16 protein-coding genes and 1 pseudogene are annotated in these 14,406 nt (G+C 70.3%); 11 read left to right on the top strand and 6 right to left on the bottom strand.

Going from position 1 to position 14,406, the window contains the following annotated elements; genetic code table 11:
* Positions 1-109: 109 nt before the first annotated feature.
* From tsf to ACLQ2R_RS16935, 4 genes are all read left to right on the top strand, one after another.
* Entirely contained in the window at positions 110-943 is an 834-nt protein-coding gene (gene tsf, locus ACLQ2R_RS16950) for a translation elongation factor Ts (protein WP_425960592.1), read from the top strand.
* An 80-nt stretch (positions 944-1,023) separates the two neighbouring features.
* Entirely contained in the window at positions 1,024-1,791 is a 768-nt protein-coding gene (gene pyrH, locus ACLQ2R_RS16945) for a UMP kinase (RefSeq protein ID WP_386235216.1), read from the top strand.
* Positions 1,792-2,001: 210 nt separating this feature from the next.
* Positions 2,002-2,559: a ribosome recycling factor gene (gene frr / locus ACLQ2R_RS16940; RefSeq protein WP_425960590.1), complete on the top strand. Its 558-nt coding sequence runs from the start codon at positions 2,002-2,004 to the stop codon at positions 2,557-2,559.
* Between the two features lie 81 nt (positions 2,560-2,640).
* Positions 2,641-3,483 carry a phosphatidate cytidylyltransferase gene (locus ACLQ2R_RS16935; RefSeq protein WP_425960588.1) on the top strand — a complete coding sequence of 281 codons (843 nt, stop codon included), beginning with the start codon at positions 2,641-2,643 and terminating at the stop codon, positions 3,481-3,483.
* A gap of 107 nt (positions 3,484-3,590) precedes the next feature.
* On the opposite strand, the gene ACLQ2R_RS16930 is transcribed toward ACLQ2R_RS16935, so the two are convergent.
* Positions 3,591-4,673: a suppressor of fused domain protein gene (locus tag ACLQ2R_RS16930; RefSeq protein WP_425960586.1), complete on the bottom strand. Its 1,083-nt coding sequence runs from the start codon at positions 4,671-4,673 to the stop codon at positions 3,591-3,593.
* 72 nt (positions 4,674-4,745) lie between these two features.
* On the opposite strand from ACLQ2R_RS16930, the gene rlmN reads away from it, so the two are divergent.
* A complete protein-coding gene (gene rlmN / locus ACLQ2R_RS16925) occupies positions 4,746-5,870 on the top strand; it encodes a 23S rRNA (adenine(2503)-C(2))-methyltransferase RlmN (RefSeq protein WP_425960584.1) in 1,125 nt (374 codons plus the stop codon).
* 160 nt (positions 5,871-6,030) lie between these two features.
* Here rlmN and ACLQ2R_RS16920 read toward each other — a convergent pair whose 3' ends face one another.
* On the bottom strand, positions 6,031-7,098 hold the full coding sequence (locus ACLQ2R_RS16920; RefSeq protein ID WP_425960582.1) for a hypothetical protein: 1,068 nt from the start codon (positions 7,096-7,098) through the stop codon (positions 6,031-6,033).
* Positions 7,095-7,433: a PadR family transcriptional regulator gene (locus tag ACLQ2R_RS16915; RefSeq protein ID WP_425960580.1), complete on the bottom strand. Its 339-nt coding sequence runs from the start codon at positions 7,431-7,433 to the stop codon at positions 7,095-7,097. The genes ACLQ2R_RS16920 and ACLQ2R_RS16915 overlap by 4 nt, the downstream gene beginning before the upstream one ends.
* Positions 7,434-7,765: 332 nt before the next feature.
* On the opposite strand from ACLQ2R_RS16915, the gene ACLQ2R_RS16910 reads away from it, so the two are divergent.
* From ACLQ2R_RS16910 to ACLQ2R_RS16900, 3 genes and pseudogenes are all read left to right on the top strand, one after another.
* Positions 7,766-8,047 (top strand): AAA family ATPase, encoded by a 282-nt coding sequence (locus ACLQ2R_RS16910; protein WP_425961152.1) that lies wholly within the window; start codon positions 7,766-7,768, stop codon positions 8,045-8,047.
* Between the two features lie 20 nt (positions 8,048-8,067).
* Positions 8,068-8,112: pseudogene (locus ACLQ2R_RS16905) on the top strand (hypothetical protein); the annotation flags it as partial.
* Between the two features lie 43 nt (positions 8,113-8,155).
* Entirely contained in the window at positions 8,156-8,596 is a 441-nt protein-coding gene (locus tag ACLQ2R_RS16900) for a DUF4143 domain-containing protein (protein ID WP_425960578.1), read from the top strand.
* 70 nt (positions 8,597-8,666) lie between these two features.
* Here ACLQ2R_RS16900 and ACLQ2R_RS16895 read toward each other — a convergent pair whose 3' ends face one another.
* Together ACLQ2R_RS16895 and ACLQ2R_RS16890 are read right to left on the bottom strand one after the other, a co-directional pair.
* Positions 8,667-9,338, bottom strand: a complete 672-nt coding sequence (locus tag ACLQ2R_RS16895) for a hypothetical protein (protein WP_425960577.1) — start codon at positions 9,336-9,338, stop codon at positions 8,667-8,669.
* The gene (locus ACLQ2R_RS16890) at positions 9,335-10,186 is read right to left on the bottom strand and encodes an ABC transporter ATP-binding protein (protein ID WP_425960575.1); all 852 of its coding nucleotides are present in this window, start codon (positions 10,184-10,186) and stop codon (positions 9,335-9,337) included. The genes ACLQ2R_RS16895 and ACLQ2R_RS16890 overlap by 4 nt, the downstream gene beginning before the upstream one ends.
* A gap of 177 nt (positions 10,187-10,363) precedes the next feature.
* Here ACLQ2R_RS16890 and ACLQ2R_RS16885 point away from each other — a divergent pair, with 177 nt between their 5' ends.
* Complete coding sequence (locus ACLQ2R_RS16885; RefSeq protein ID WP_425960573.1) at positions 10,364-11,050, top strand: DivIVA domain-containing protein; 687 nt, start codon at positions 10,364-10,366, stop codon at positions 11,048-11,050.
* A gap of 24 nt (positions 11,051-11,074) precedes the next feature.
* On the opposite strand, the gene ACLQ2R_RS16880 is transcribed toward ACLQ2R_RS16885, so the two are convergent.
* Positions 11,075-11,569 (bottom strand): Lrp/AsnC family transcriptional regulator, encoded by a 495-nt coding sequence (locus ACLQ2R_RS16880; protein ID WP_425960571.1) that lies wholly within the window; start codon positions 11,567-11,569, stop codon positions 11,075-11,077.
* Positions 11,570-11,763: 194 nt separating this feature from the next.
* Between ACLQ2R_RS16880 and ACLQ2R_RS16875 the strand changes: the two genes are divergently transcribed.
* Complete coding sequence (locus tag ACLQ2R_RS16875) at positions 11,764-13,212, top strand: gamma-aminobutyraldehyde dehydrogenase (protein ID WP_425960569.1); 1,449 nt, start codon at positions 11,764-11,766, stop codon at positions 13,210-13,212.
* A gap of 25 nt (positions 13,213-13,237) precedes the next feature.
* Complete coding sequence (locus tag ACLQ2R_RS16870; RefSeq protein ID WP_425960567.1) at positions 13,238-14,383, top strand: ABC transporter ATP-binding protein; 1,146 nt, start codon at positions 13,238-13,240, stop codon at positions 14,381-14,383.
* Positions 14,384-14,406 lie beyond the last annotated feature (23 nt).

Here is a 14,406-nt window from a genome sequence, read left to right as displayed (position 1 = left end):
CCTCCTCGTACGGCCCCGGTGGCCGTACGACCCGCACGACCCTTCCGGGTGGGTGCCGCCCAGTCGGGGCACCCACTCGATCCACGACGATTCCCACGAGGAAAAGACAATGGCTTCCGTGAACATGGCCGACGTCAAGCGGCTTCGTGAGCTGACCGCCGCCGGCATGATGGACTGCAAGAAGGCTCTCGAAGAGTCCGAGGGCGACTTCGACCGCGCGGTCGAGCTCCTTCGTCTCAAGGGAGCCAAGGACGTCGGCAAGCGTGAGGCCCGCACCGCCTCCAACGGCCTGGTCGCCCTCAAGCAGGACGGTGACTCCGCCGCGGCGCTGCTGGAGCTCAACTGCGAGACCGACTTCGTCGCCAAGGGCGAGCGTTTCCAGGAGCTCGCGGCCCAGGTCGTGACGCACATCCTGGCCGCCCGGCCGGTCGACGTCCCCGCCCTGCTCGACTCCGACCTCGACGGCAGGTCCGTCAAGGCGCACCTGGACGAGGCCAACGCCGCGCTCGGTGAGAAGATCGAGGTCCGCCGGTTCGCCGTGCTCGAGGGCGGCTACATCGGCTCCTACATGCACAAGACCGACCCCCAGCTTCCCCCGGCGGTCGGTGTGCTCGTGCAGCTCGACACCGCCGGCGCCGACGTCGCCAAGGACATCGCGCAGCACGCCGCCGCGATGGCCCCCAAGTACCTCAGCCCCGCCGAGGTCCCGGCCGACGTCGTCGAGAAGGAGCGCGCGCTCTTCGAGGAGATGACGCGCGACGAGGGCAAGCCCGAGGCCGCCATCGGCAAGATCGTCGACGGCCGGATCAACGGCTGGTACAAGGACTTCACCCTCCTTGAGCAGTCCTTCGTCAAGGACAACAAGAAGTCCGTGGCGAAGTTCGCGGACGAGAACGGCGTCAAGGTCCAGGCCTTCGTCCGTTTCAAGGTCGGCCAGGCCTAGTTCCAAGGGGGGCCGTCACAGGTCCCCGACAGGTCCCTGACATCCGCTCTCGCAGAGCACCGAACGAGGAGGCCGCCGTCGTGCAGGAGAATCCAGGACCCGCTACGCCGGCGGTTTCTTCGTATCCGGACCCGCTCCGCTGGAAGCGGGTGATGTTGAAGCTGTCGGGTGAGGCGTTCGCCGGTGGCGAGCCGCTGGGCATCGACCCGGGCGTCGTCGGGCACCTCGCCGACTCGATCGCCGAGGCCGTACGCGGTGGCGTCCAGGTCTCGGTGGTGGTGGGCGGCGGGAACATGTTCCGCGGCGCCGCCATGGCCGAGCGCGGGATGGACCGCGCGCGAGCCGACTACATGGGCATGCTCGGCACGGTCATCAACTGCCTGGCCCTCCAGGACTTCCTGGAGAAGCGGGGCGTCGACACCCGCGTCCAGACCGCGATCACCATGCAGCAGGTCGCCGAGCCGTTCCTGCCCCGCCGGGCCATCCGTCACCTGGAGAAGGGCCGCGTGGTCATCTTCGGTGCGGGGCTCGGTTCGCCGTTCTTCTCCACCGACACCTGCGCCGCGCAGCGGGCGCTGGAGATCGGCGCCGAGGCGCTGCTCAAGGGCACCCAGGTGGACGGCGTCTACGACGCCGACCCCCGCAAGAATCCCGACGCCGTCCGGTTCGACCACCTCGAATACGGTGAGGTGCTGACCCGCGGTCTCGGCGTCATGGACGCCACCGCGATCAGCCTGTGCATGGACAACAACCTGCCCATCGTGGTCTTCGACCTCATGGGCGAGGGCAACATCCTGCGGGCGGTGCGCGGTGAGAAGATCGGGACGCTGGTGAGCCCGGCGCGGTAGCGGGAGCGCACCCCCGGGACGAGCGGAGCGGGCGGGAGCCGGAAGCGACGCGCGCCGGAGCGGTGAGCGAGCGAGAAGACAGGATGCGAACCTGACGCAGCGAGCGGAGTGGTACGCGAGCCGTGGAGGTCCCGGACGGGGCCGTCGCGGTGATGGCGTCCCGCGAAGTGCGTGAGGATGGGGAGTGACCGAGAAGACAGGGAGTCCGCTGTGATCGACGAAACCCTCCTCGAAGCCGAGGAAAAGATGGACAAGGCCGTTTCGGTGGCGAAGGACGACTTCGCGGCCATCCGTACGGGCCGTGTCACCCCGTCGATGTTCAACAAGATCAGCGCTGAGTACTACGGGACGCCCACCCCCATTCAGCAGCTTGCCTCGTTCCACGTGCCCGAGGCGCGCATGGTCATCATCCAGCCGTTCGACAAGGGCTCGATGGCCGCGATCGAGAAGGCGATCCGCAACTCCGACCTGGGGGTGAACCCCGGCAACGACGGAGCCGTGATCCGGGTCGCCTTCCCCGAGCTGTCGGAGGAGCGCCGCAAGGAGTACATCAAGGTCGCCAGGAACAAGGCGGAGCAGTCCAAGGTCTCGGTCCGCAACATCCGTCGCAGCGCGAAGGAGACCCTGGACAAGATGGTCAAGGACGCCGAGGCCGGCGAGGACGAGATCCGGCGGGCCGAGAAGGAACTCGACGATCTGACCCAGAAGCACGTCGCCAAGATCGATGAGCTGCTCAAGCACAAGGAAGCCGAGCTTCTCGAGGTCTGAGCCATGATCCTTGTCCCGCGCGGGCGTCCGTGCGGGACAGGGATTTTGTGCGTGTAGGAAAGTAGGACCCCTGTGGAACCCGTGGCGGGCAGTAGCCGTACCGGCCGGAATCTTCCCGTCGCGGCGGCGGTGGGACTCGCTCTGGCGGCGGTCATCATCCTCTCCCTCTACTTCGTAAAGGTGCTCTTCCTCGCGGTGGTGATCGCGGCGGTGGGCATCGGTGTGACCGAGCTGGTCCGGTCGTTCGAGGTCAGGGGCATCACCGTGCCGCTGGTCCCGGCGCTGGGCGCCATGGCCGCCATGCTGGTCGCCGCGTACTGGGGTGCGGAGCTGACCGGCTCCCCCTGGGGCGGGGCCGCCTTCCTGGTCGGCGCCTTCGCGATGGCCGTGCTGGTGCTGATGATCTGGCGGATGTTCAAGGGCACCGAGAACTACGTCCGCGACATCACCGCGACGATCCTGGTCGTCGTCTATCCCTCGCTGCTGGCCGGGTTCGTCGCGCTGCTGCTGGCCGACCCGGACGACGGCCCGGGGCGGGTGGTGGTCTTCATCGCCACCACGGCCGCGAGCGACATCGGCGGCTACTTCGCCGGGATCTCGCTGGGCAAGCACCCGATGGCGCGGGTGATCAGCCCCAAGAAGACCTGGGAGGGCTTCGCAGGATCGGCGCTCACCTGCATGGCGGTGGGCGGGTGGCTGGTGGCGTGGCTCCTGCAGGAGGAGATCTGGAAGGGCGTCCTGATCGGCGCCGTGGTGGTGGTCTTCGCCACCCTCGGCGACCTGGTCGAGTCGGTGATCAAGCGTGATCTCGGCGTCAAGGACATGGGCAGCGTGCTGCCCGGTCACGGCGGGATGATGGACCGCCTCGACTCGATGGTGTCCGCGTTGATCCCGGTCTGGATCCTGCTCACGCTGCTGGTCTGAACCGCGCCGCGCCGGGAGGAGCCCGGCTCCGGCCCCGGAGGGGATCGCGCCGGACGAGGATCGCGCCGGACGAGGGTCCCCGGACGGGGCCGCGCCGGAGGGACGGGTCAGCCGGGGCCGGTGAGCCGGGTCGCGGAGAGTCCGGGGAGCACCGCCCGGTGGCCCTTCGCCGAGACCAGGTCCAGCTCGTCGAGGGTGAGGGGGACGAGCCAGAGCCACCGGACAGAGTCCCCGCCGAATGAGAAACCCGACATGTCGGGCAGGCCGGGCAGGCCGTTCAGCATGATGACGCCGCCGTAGGCGGGGCCGAGGGGGAACGTCTCGGGCCGGTGGTACCACCGGGCGGTGTGGCCGTGACCCAGCCAGGTGACCGAGTGCCAGGGGTACTGGCCCAGCCACAGGAAGAGCCGGGCGGCGTCGCGGGCGTCCCCGGGGGTGGCGACGGCGAGCTCCACCCGTGCGCAGGCGTGGGGCCGGTCGATGTACTGCTCCACGGTGGGCATCCGCTGGCAGCTCATCCCGACCGTGGACAGGATCGTGTGCCCCCTGCCGCGCTCGGGCGGCCGTTCGGTGATCCCCACGGTGGGCATCCGTCGGCCGCCGGCGTCCCAGAACCTGCCGGCGGTGCCGACCGCGCGGTCCAGGTGGCCCATCACGAACTGCTGGAAGGTGGCCCAGGCGCCGTCGCCGCCGCGCCACTCCCAGTAGGAGCGGGCCTGGGCGATCCGGGGGGCCAGGCCGTCGTGGGCCTCCTGCAGGGACCAGGCGAACGGGGACTCGCCCAGCGCGTCCCGGGCGTAGCCGGGCATCCCCCTGCTCATGTCCGCCCAGCCCGGAATGACCGCGAGCAGGTCGTCGTTCTCGTACAGGGCGACGCCGTCGCCCTCCTCGAACCACAGGGCCCGCAGCGCGCCCAGGGGGCCTCGGCCGCCGGGGTGGCGGGTGTGGGCCCGGGGGACGACCGGGGGCAGCTCGGAGGTCAGGCGGGCCGGGTCGATCGTGTCCGGTGCCGGGCCGTGGTTGGCCAGCCAGACGGCTCCGTGCACCGTCCCGCCCGGTCCGCACAGGTAAGCTACCGAGGAAGTATCGTCGCGTTCGACCACCAGGGTGCGGCTCCCGTAGGGATTGACGTCGGTGAGTATGACCTCGACGCCGTCTCCCCGCTCTCCCGTAGGGCGGTTTGTCGCCATATCTTCGGACTCTAGATCACGGTCGGGCGCCGCTCCGAGTATTCGCGTAACCGTCGAGAGAAGGCGTTGGACTTGTCGAGTGTCAGCCCGCCCGGGACCCCCGTACCCGGCCAGCTCACCTTCGTGGCGCCGCGCCGGGCCAAGCCCGCCCGCCACCTGGCCGATCTGACCATGGCCGAGCGCCGGGCGGCCGTGGCCGAGCTGGGTGAGAAGCCCTTCCGCGCCGATCAGCTCTCCCGGCACTACTTCGAGAAACTCACCGGCGATCCCGAGCTGATGACGGACCTGCCGGCCGCGGCCAGGGAGAAGTTCGCCACGGCGTTCTTCCCCACGCTGCTGACCCCGGTCCGGGAGATGACCACCGACGCCGGCACCACCCGCAAGACGCTGTGGCGGCTCTTCGACGGGGCGCTGGTCGAGTCGGTCCTGATGCGCTACACCGACCGTACGACCATGTGCGTGTCCTCGCAGGCCGGCTGCGGCATGAACTGCCCGTTCTGCGCCACCGGGCAGGCGGGCCTGACCCGCAACATGACCACCGCCGAGATCGTCGAGCAGGTCGTCGCCGGGGCGCGGGCGCTCGCGGCCGGTGAGGTCCCGGGGGGGCCGGGGCGGGTCAGCAACGTCGTCTTCATGGGCATGGGCGAGCCGATGGCCAACTACAAGGCGGTGATCGGCGCCGTCCGGCGGATGGTCGAGCCCGCCCCCGACGGCCTGGGCATCTCCGCCCGCGGCGTCACCGTCTCCACGGTCGGCCTGGTCCCGGCGATCGGCAAGCTCGCCGCCGAGGGCCTGCCGGTCACGCTGGCGCTCTCGCTGCACGCCCCCGACGACGAGCTGCGCGACACCCTGGTGCCGATCAACACCCGGTGGAAGGTCGCCGAGGTCCTCGACGCGGCCTGGGACTACGCGGCGAGGACCAAGCGCCGGGTCTCCATCGAGTACGCGCTGATCAAGGACATCAACGACCAGGAGTGGCGGGCCGACCTGCTCGGCAAGCTGATCAAGAACAAGCTGGTGCACGTCAACCTGATCCCGCTCAACCCGACCCCGGGTTCGAAGTGGACGGCCTCCCGTCCGGAGGACGAGCGGGCCTTCGTCCGGCGCCTGGAGTTCCACGGGGTGCCGGTGACGGTCCGCGACACCCGGGGTCGCGAGATCGACGGCGCCTGCGGCCAGCTCGCCGCCGCCGAGTAGCGGCCGGCGCGGCGCCGGGTGATCTTCGGGTCCGTGACGTCTTCACGGCCGTCACGTCCGGCCGTGCTGTCGTGTGCGGCGGGGTGGTCGGGCCGCCGGGTGGTCGGGTCGTCGGGGGGCCGAACGGGCCGTCAACCGGATCGGGGGGCTGGCCGGGCCGTCAAACGGAGGACGGCGGCGGGGACGGGGGCGCGTCGGTCGCCTCGGGAAGGGGGGGAACGGCGGGCAGGGCCCTGATGGCCACGCGGGCGAGCGCCAGGCCGCACAGCAGCACCGCGACGAGCTGGCCGATGTTCACGGCCGCCATGGTGCGGGTCGGCGGGTCGACGGCGTCGACGGTCAGGAAGGTGACGCGGGCGAGCGTCACCGGCACGGACAGGATGGCCAGCGCCAGCGGCAGCGAGGGGTCACGCCCGCCCGGAGCGCTCGGGCGTCTTCCCAGGCAGATCGCGCCCGCGACCAGGAACGCCAGGCAGGCCATTCCCGAGTTGCTCAGCCACGGCCACAGCCACGACCAGAGGGTCCAGTCGATGTTCTGCGACATTCCCAGCGAGCCGAGCGCGCTCATGATCACGTGCAGCGGGACGCCGGCGAGAACGGGCAGGGCGGCCGCCCACCGGGGCAGGTGCGGGGGTGGCGCGTCGCGGTGGAACCCGGCCACCAGAGCCAGGACGGGGACCGAGAACAGCAGGCCGTACACGAGGGAGTCGCCCGTCTGGGGCCCGCCCTGGACGAGCGGGCCGTAGAACGACACCAGGGCGAGCAGCGCGAGGATCTTCGCGGTGCGGAGGTGGCCGCGCACGAGCGTGCCGAAGACCGCGATCCACAGCAGGTAGCCGAGCATCACCGAGATGTCGTACAACCACCGCGCGGACCCGATCTCGCCGAGGACGGCGGGCTGGCCGGTGCTCAGGGAGCGCCTCACGATGTCCAGGAACCAGGCGCAGCTCACCGTCGCGTGGAAGAGCAACCCGAGCACGGCCACCAGGCGGACGGCCCGGCCCCAGGCGAGGAAGCGCGGTGCCGCGCCCGTGCCGCCCAGCCGTACCCGCAGCGACAGGGCGGCCACGCTGGCGATCTCCGACCAGCGTGGCCGGGGGTCGTCGGCGTCGGTGAGATCGGGCGATCCCTCCATGAAGGCGCAGACCATCTCCTCCTCCCGCCCGGCGCGGTAGGAGGCGGGCAGCAGGCGAAGCACGCGCCGGTAGCGGTCCTCCAGAAGGCTCACGCCACACCCCCCGCGTGCCGGACGCGCAGCCGTTCGCGCGCGCTCTCGACGTTCTCCGCCAGCCGGGTGGCCTCCGCCTCCAGGGCGCGCGCCCCGGACTCGGTGAGCCGGTAGTAGCGGCGTAGCCGCCCCTGCTGGGCCTCCTCGCGGTCCAGCGCGACCAGCTCCTCGGCGGCCAGCCGGTCCAGCACCCCGTACAGCGTGCCGATCTTCAGCTCCACCCGCCCTCCCGAGAGCTTCCCGACCTCCTGCACGATCCCGTAACCGTGGCGTGGAGCGTCGACCAGCGCGGTGAGGACGAGGAACGCCGGTTCCGTCATCGTCCGTTGGCTCATGGGAACACCATATCCTGTAAGGCAGGATATCGGGTCGCGCGACAGGGGGAATCTCGGAGCGCGTTCGTGACCATGTCCTCGGTGACATGACGGCCGGAGAATCGTCCGGAGAGCGACTGTTCTGTCAGCCAACCCGCGGCCATTGTGTCAGCGCTTCGGCGGCCATCCTGTCAGCAAAGCCATGGTGTGTCATGCCGACCCCATGGTCAGCGACTCACGGACGCCTCTCGGGAAGGTGGTTCCACGACGTGCGGAAAAGGCCGTCGAGGAGGCTCTGGCCGACACTCGCGTCACCCTCGTGACGGGGGGCACGCCAGTGCGGCAAGAGCACCCTGGTCCGGCTTCTGGCCAAAGAGCGCGCGGGAGAGTGGCGCAACCTCGACGCCCCCGCCGTCCGTCAGGCCGCGATCACCGACCCCACCGGTTTCGTGGAGTTCCCCGAACTCATGGTCATCGACGAGATCCAGCGGGTCCCGGAGTTGCTGCTCGCCATCAAGGAGCAGGTGGACAGCGATCCGAGGCCCGGCCGCTACCTGCTGACAGGATCGGCGCGCGCACTCGGGCTCCGAACGCTTCCCGACGCTCTGCCCGGCTGCTGGTCCCGGGATCCCTGAGCGACGGGATCGGGCTCTCCGTGAGCACGATCCATCGATACCTGGGGCTGCTGGAGGAGGTCTTCCTGATCAAACGAATCCCCGCCTGGTCGCGCAATCTGGGGGGGCGTGCGATCGGGACGTCCACGATGGCATTCGTTCGATTCCGGGATCGCGGCCAACCTCCTGGCAGCCGACGCCAGAAGTCTGGTGCGTCCCGAGGGTGTCTTCGGTCCGCTTCTGGAGGGCTTCGTCCTGATGGAGCTGGCTCGCCAACTCACCTGGTCGGACGAGCGCGTGGAACTGTTCCACTACCGGACCAAGGACCGGGTGGAGGTCGACGCCGTCCTGGAGAACCGTCGGGGGCTGGTGGTCGGCATAGAGGTGAAGGCGTCGTCGACGGTGCGGCCGGACGACTTCAAGGGATTGCGGCATCTGGCGGCCCGCCTCGGCGACGACTTCGCGGTAGGGATCGTCCTCTACACGGGAACGCGGACGCTCCCGTTCGGCGACCGGATGCGCGCGATGCCGGTAAGCGCCCTGTGGGAGGTCGCTGCCCCGCACCGGTGAGCGCCTGGCCGATCCGTTCACGGCAGGTCGACGGCCCCCTCGGCGTCCGTGTCGGGCGCCGAGGGGTCGCTCAGGGGTTCAGGCGGCGGAGGCGCGTGTACAGGGCGAGGCCCGCGGCGGTCCAGAAGAGGGTGGCGGCGGAGATGGGCAGCAGGGCGGTGCCGAGCAGACCGGAGTTGGCGGCGCGCATCCAGGGCATGATCGGCACCGCGAGGCGGCCCACCGGGGTGAGGCTGATCAGCAGGAGCGCGACGTAGCCGCCGAACAGGACGAGCATCGAGACGGCGGGGGAGGGCAGGATCGGGCGGCTGGTCAGGGCGCCCAGGGCCGTCCCGGCGCTCAGGCCGAGCAGGTGCAGCGCGATGCCGCCCGCCAGGTCGGCGGGGGCGGGCATGACGGCGAAGCCGTGGACCAGGGGGAGGCCGATCGCGATCGCCGCGAGGCCCAGGTTGACGGTCAGCGCGGCGAGCACCCCGGCGCCGATCTCGCGCCCGGGCCGCCCGGCGGCCGTCATGGAGATCAGCCGCTGGGTGGGGGGCTCGGTGTCGAGCAGTCCCCTGGCGGCCCAGGCGAAGACGAGGATGAGCAGCCCGGCCGAGTCGGCGTAGGCGGAGAGCTCCCTGCCGGGCGGGGTGAGCGTGGAATAGAAGATCACCAGCATCGCGAACAGCCCGATCATCGGCTGGAGCAGCCGGTGCGAGCGGGCGTAGGCGGCGAGCTTGAAGCGTACGAGGTGGATCACGACGACCGCCTGACGACGTGGCCGCCGGACCGTCTGACGGTGTGGCCGTCGGCGCGGAGTTTCTGCTCTACCTCGTCGGCGTCGTCCACGTCCACGATCACCTCGATGATCACCTGCCGGGGCGATCCCGGCGAGGACTCCCGGGCGCGGGCGGTGGCCTCGCCGGTCGTGACCTCGCCGACCTCGACCGCGTCGGCCGTGACCGCGCCATCCGTGGTCCCGTCGATCGTGGTCCCGTCGATCGTGACCGTGCCGGTCGTGATCGTGCCGTCCGCGACGAGCCAGTGCCCGGCGCCGGGGAAGTCCGTCAGCTGCTTCTGGTGGTCGCTGACCACGACCGTGCCGCCGCGTGCGGCGATCTCTTCGATGATCACGGGAAGCTCGGTGCGGGTCTGCTCGTCGAGCCCGGCGAAGGGTTCGTCCAGGATCAGCAGGTCCGGCGGGGCCAGCAGTGACTGGATGATCCCGATCTTCTGGGCGCTGCCCTTGGACAGGTCGCCGAGCGGCTGGTCGAGCAGGTGGGCCGCGTTCAGCCGTCCTGCCAGGTCCACGGCGGAACCGGCGGGGACGCCCCGGATCCTCGACATGTGGGCCAGGTAGGCGGAGACGGTGAACGGCTGGTCGGCGGGGAAGACGTCGGGGGCGTAGCCGACGATGCCGGGACGCTCGGCGATCGCCCCCCGGGACGGTGGGACGAACCCGGCGAGCAGCCGCAGCAGGGTCGATTTTCCGGCGCCGTTACGGCCCGTGACCTCGACGACGGCCCCCGGCCGGAGTTCGAGCTCGACGTCCTTCAGGATCCAGGGACCTCGGCGTGAGTATCGGAAGGACACCCGGGAGAGCCGCATGGACGATCACTTTACCGGAATCGTTCCTTTGGTCGTGGAGATCCTTTCCTTTTCCGATCACTCGCTTTTGCGGGGTGATCCCCTTCAGAATGGAGGTCATCGGGTGAGGCGAAAGGACGTGCATTGAACCGCTTTCCACGGGTTCTCGGAGTGCGTACTGGATACGACCCCGATCAGGTGGATCTGCTGATCCGCCGGATCGAGGGCACCCTCGGCAGAGGCTCCCTGGAAGGGGAGCCCATCACCGCGGACGAGATCCGCGACGCCCGTTTCCGCACGAAGCTGGGCGGCTACAACGAGGTCGCCGTCGATTTCGCGCTGGAGGCCTTCATCGTCGCGGTCGAGACGCGGCAGACCGCCCAGGTCGCGCGAGAACCCGCCGGGTGGGAGCGGGGGGCGGTCGGGCGGGAGCCCGAGCGGTGGGACCGGGGGGTGATCGAGCGCGACCCGGGACGGGAGGGACGAGACCCGGAGTCCGGTGGGTGTCCCGATCCCGGTGGGGCCCCGGAATCCGGGGAGTATCCGGAGCCCGGGGAACACCCCGATCCCGTCGGGTACGCGCGGGACGAGGAGCCTCCGGAGGTCTTCGGGCCCGGTGACGTCGAGGAGCACGCCGCCCGGATCGAACGGGTCGCGTTCCGGCCGGGACGTCTCGGCATGGGCTATCGGGAGGAGGAGGTCGACGCCTTCCTCGACCGGGTCGTGGCGACCCTGCGCGGCACCACCGACCGTCCTCTCAGCGCCGGCGACGTGCGCGAGGCCAGGTTCGCCACGGTGATGCTGAGGCCGGGGTACGCGGTCGCCGAGGTCGACGAGTTCCTGGCCGACCTGGCCGGTGTCATGGAGACCCGCATCGGCCGGTGACCGCGGGCCGGTGGGCCCCGGGCGTCAGCGGGTGCCCCAGGAGTAGGTCTGCTTGTGCAGCTTGAGGTAGACGAAGGTCTCGGTGGCGCGCACCGTGGGGATGGCCCGGATCTTGCCGAGGATCTCCAGGAGGTGCTGGTCGCTCTCGCAGACCACCTCGACCATGATGTCGAGCGACCCGGCGGTCAGCACGACGTAGTCGATCTCCTCGATCGCCGACAGCTCGTCGGCGACCGTCTCCAGGTCGCCCTCGCACTTGACGCCGATCATCGCCTGGCGGGAGAAGCCGAGGGTGAGCGGGTCGGTCACCGCGACGATCTGCATGACCCCGGCGTCCAGCAGGCGCTGGACGCGCTGGCGTACGGCGGCCTCGGAGAGTCCCACGGCCTTGCCGATGGCGGCGTACGCCTTGCGCCCGTCGGCCTGGAGCTCCTCGATGATCCGCTTGGACAGGTCGTCGAGGACGACGGGGCCTGGCCGGGCGTCGTTCTCGCGGCGTACCTTGGGCGGCGTCGTCATCCACGCTCCCTGGCGTCATATTGCGGGCCTGTTGCCGTCATGTTGCGGCTCCGATGCGACATGGTGCCAGTTCCGGCGCTTCTGTCAAGGGAATTCGTAGCAATTTGGTATCTTAACAACGAAATCCCTTGTCGCAGGCTTTTCTCCTCTGTAAGAGTCGCGACGAATCAGCCCCGATCACTAGGAGGCCGACGGTGTCCACCCCGGTTGATCTGCCCCGCCTGCGTAACCACATCGACGGCGAGCTCGTGGAGTCGAGGAGCGGCCGGTTCTCCGACGTCGTCGATCCCTGCACCGGGGAGGTGTACCTGCGGGCCCCCGTCTCGGGACAGCAGGACGTGGACGCCGCCTACGCCGCCGCGACCGCCGCGTTCGAGGGGTGGAGCAGCATCACCCCCGGGGAGCGCGCCAACCTGCTGCTGAAGGTGGCCGACGCCGTCGAGGCCAGGGCCGGGGAGCTGAACGAGGCCGAGTGCCGCAACACCGGCAAGCCGCGCGCCCGGATGGCCGAGGACGAGACCCCGGTCGCCGCCGACCACTTCCGCTTCTTCGCGGGCGCCGCGCGCACCCTGGAGGGCCCCACCTCGGGCGAGTTCCTCGCCGACCACACCTCCGTGATCAGGCACGAGCCGATCGGGGTGGTGGGCCAGGTCACGCCGTGGAACTACCCGATGATGATGGCGGTGTGGAAGATCGCCCCGGCGCTGGCCGCGGGCAACACCGTGGTGCTCAAGCCCTCCGACACCACCCCGGTCTCCACCGTCAAGCTGGCCGAGATCATCGGTGAGGTCCTGCCGAAGGGCGTGTTCAACGTCGTCGTCGGCGACCGGGAGACCGGCGCGCTGGTCGTCGGCCATCCGTCCGCGTCGATGGTCGCGATCACCGGCTCGGTCGGCGCCGGCATGGCCGTGGCCCGCAGCGCCGCCGAGGACGTCAAGCGGGTCCACCTGGAGCTGGGCGGCAAGGCCCCCGTCGTGGTGTTCGACGACGTCAAGGACCTGAAGGCCGCCGCCGAGACGATCGCCACCGCCGGGCTGTACAACGCGGGCCAGGACTGCACCGCGGCCTGCCGGGTGCTGGTCCACGAGAGCGTCCACGACGCGTTCACGGCCGCGCTCGTCGAGGCCGCGGCGGGCACCGTGACCGGCGACCTCGGCAACGAGGAGGCGCTGTACGGGCCGCTCAACAACGCCGACCAGCTCGCGAAGGTCACCGGCTTCCTGGAGCGCGTCCCCGGCCACGCCAAGGTCCTGACCGGCGGCTCCCGGGTCGGCGGGAAGGGCTACTTCTTCGCCCCCACCGTCGTCGACGGCCTGCGGCAGGACGACGAGATGGTGCAGGACGAGGTGTTCGGGCCGGTCATCACCGTCCAGACCTTCTCCGACGAGGCCGACGCGATCGCCAAGGCCAACGGCGTCCGCTACGGCCTGTCGGGCTCGGTGTGGACCTCCGACCACGGCCGGGCGATGCGGGTGTCGAACCGGCTGGACTTCGGCGTGGTGTGGGTCAACACCCACATCCCGTTCGTCTCGGAGATGCCGCACGGCGGTTTCAAGCACTCCGGCTACGGCAAGGACCTGTCGGTTTTCGGTCTGCACGATTATCTTCGCGTCAAGCACGTGATGCACTACATCGGCGAATGATCCTGAACAGAGGGACAAGCCTGGAATGACCGAAACTCAGGCGGGCACGGGAGCGGCCGAGGCCGCCCCCGTACCGCCCACCGTGCCCGCGATCGAGCTCGACGGGGTCGTCAAGGAGTACGTCTCCCGCGGCGAGGTCGTCCAGGCGGTCCGCGGCGTCACCCTGAGCATCGTCGAGGGGGAGTTCTTCTCCCTGCTCGGCCCCTCGGGCTGCGGCAAGACCACCACCATGCGCATGATCGCCGGATTCGAGGACCCCTCGCGCGGCACCGTGCGGCTGCAGGGCCAGGACGTCACCGGGGTGCCGCCCAACCGGCGCGACGTCAACATGGTCTTCCAGTCCTACGCGCTGTTCCCGCACATGAACGTCTGGGAGAACGTCGCCTTCGGGCTGCGGCGCAAGCGCGTCCCCGCCCCCGAGATCAAGCGCCGGGTCGGCGAGATCCTGGAGATCGTGGACCTCACCGGCCGCGAGAGGCGCCGGCCCAGGGAGATGTCCGGCGGCCAGCAGCAGCGGGTCGCGCTGGCCCGAGCCCTGGTCAACCGGCCCCGGGCACTGCTGCTGGACGAGCCGCTCGGCGCGCTGGACCTCAAGCTGCGCCAGGCGATGCAGATCGAGCTCAAGCGCATCCAGCGCGAGGTCGGCATCACCTTCGTGTACGTCACCCACGACCAGAGCGAGGCGCTCACGATGAGCGACCGCATCGCGGTCATGAACGACGGCGCGGTCGAGCAGCTCGGCACGCCCCGGGAGATCTACGAACGGCCCGCCACGGCCTTCGTGGCCGGGTTCATCGGCACCTCCAACCTGCTCAGCGGCACCGTGGAGGTCCTGCGGGACGGGTTCGCGGTCCTGGAGCTGGGCGAGGACGACCACGTGCTCGCCGAGGGCGGATCGTTCCGCGCCGGGGAGCCGATCGCGATCACGGTGCGACCGGAGAAGATCACGATCTGCACCGAGAGGCCCGCCGGGGACCTGAGCGTGGTCCGCGGCGTCGTCTCGGAGGTCGTCTACCTCGGCCTCTACACCAGCTACACGGTCCGCCTGGCCCACGGGGCAGAGGTGACCGTGTTCCAGCAGAACGCCCTCGACAGCACGAGCACGGCGGAGCGTGGCGACTCCGTCTGGCTGTCGTGGCGGCCGCACCACTCGTACGCGATCGGAAGTTGAGTCCGCTATGCACCCCCGCACGA

The organism is Streptosporangium sp. DT93 (assembly GCF_049844535.1).
In the GTDB taxonomy this organism is placed as follows: domain Bacteria; phylum Actinomycetota; class Actinomycetes; order Streptosporangiales; family Streptosporangiaceae; genus Streptosporangium.
This window is presented reverse-complemented; position numbering and strand designations above follow the sequence as displayed.

What these genes read in the sequence shown, in the direction of transcription:
- tsf (WP_425960592.1), top strand. Translation starts at nt 110, where the DNA reads ATGGCTTCCGTGAACATGGCCGACGTCAAGCGGCTTCGTGAGCTGACC.
- ACLQ2R_RS16930 (WP_425960586.1), bottom strand. Translation starts at nt 4,673, where the DNA reads ATGGCGACAAACCGCCCTACGGGAGAGCGGGGAGACGGCGTCGAGGTC.
- ACLQ2R_RS16915 (WP_425960580.1), bottom strand. Translation starts at nt 7,433, where the DNA reads ATGAGCCAACGGACGATGACGGAACCGGCGTTCCTCGTCCTCACCGCG.
- ACLQ2R_RS16890 (WP_425960575.1), bottom strand. Translation starts at nt 10,186, where the DNA reads ATGCGGCTCTCCCGGGTGTCCTTCCGATACTCACGCCGAGGTCCCTGG.
- ACLQ2R_RS16880 (WP_425960571.1), bottom strand. Translation starts at nt 11,569, where the DNA reads ATGACGACGCCGCCCAAGGTACGCCGCGAGAACGACGCCCGGCCAGGC.
- ACLQ2R_RS16870 (WP_425960567.1), top strand. Translation starts at nt 13,238, where the DNA reads ATGACCGAAACTCAGGCGGGCACGGGAGCGGCCGAGGCCGCCCCCGTA.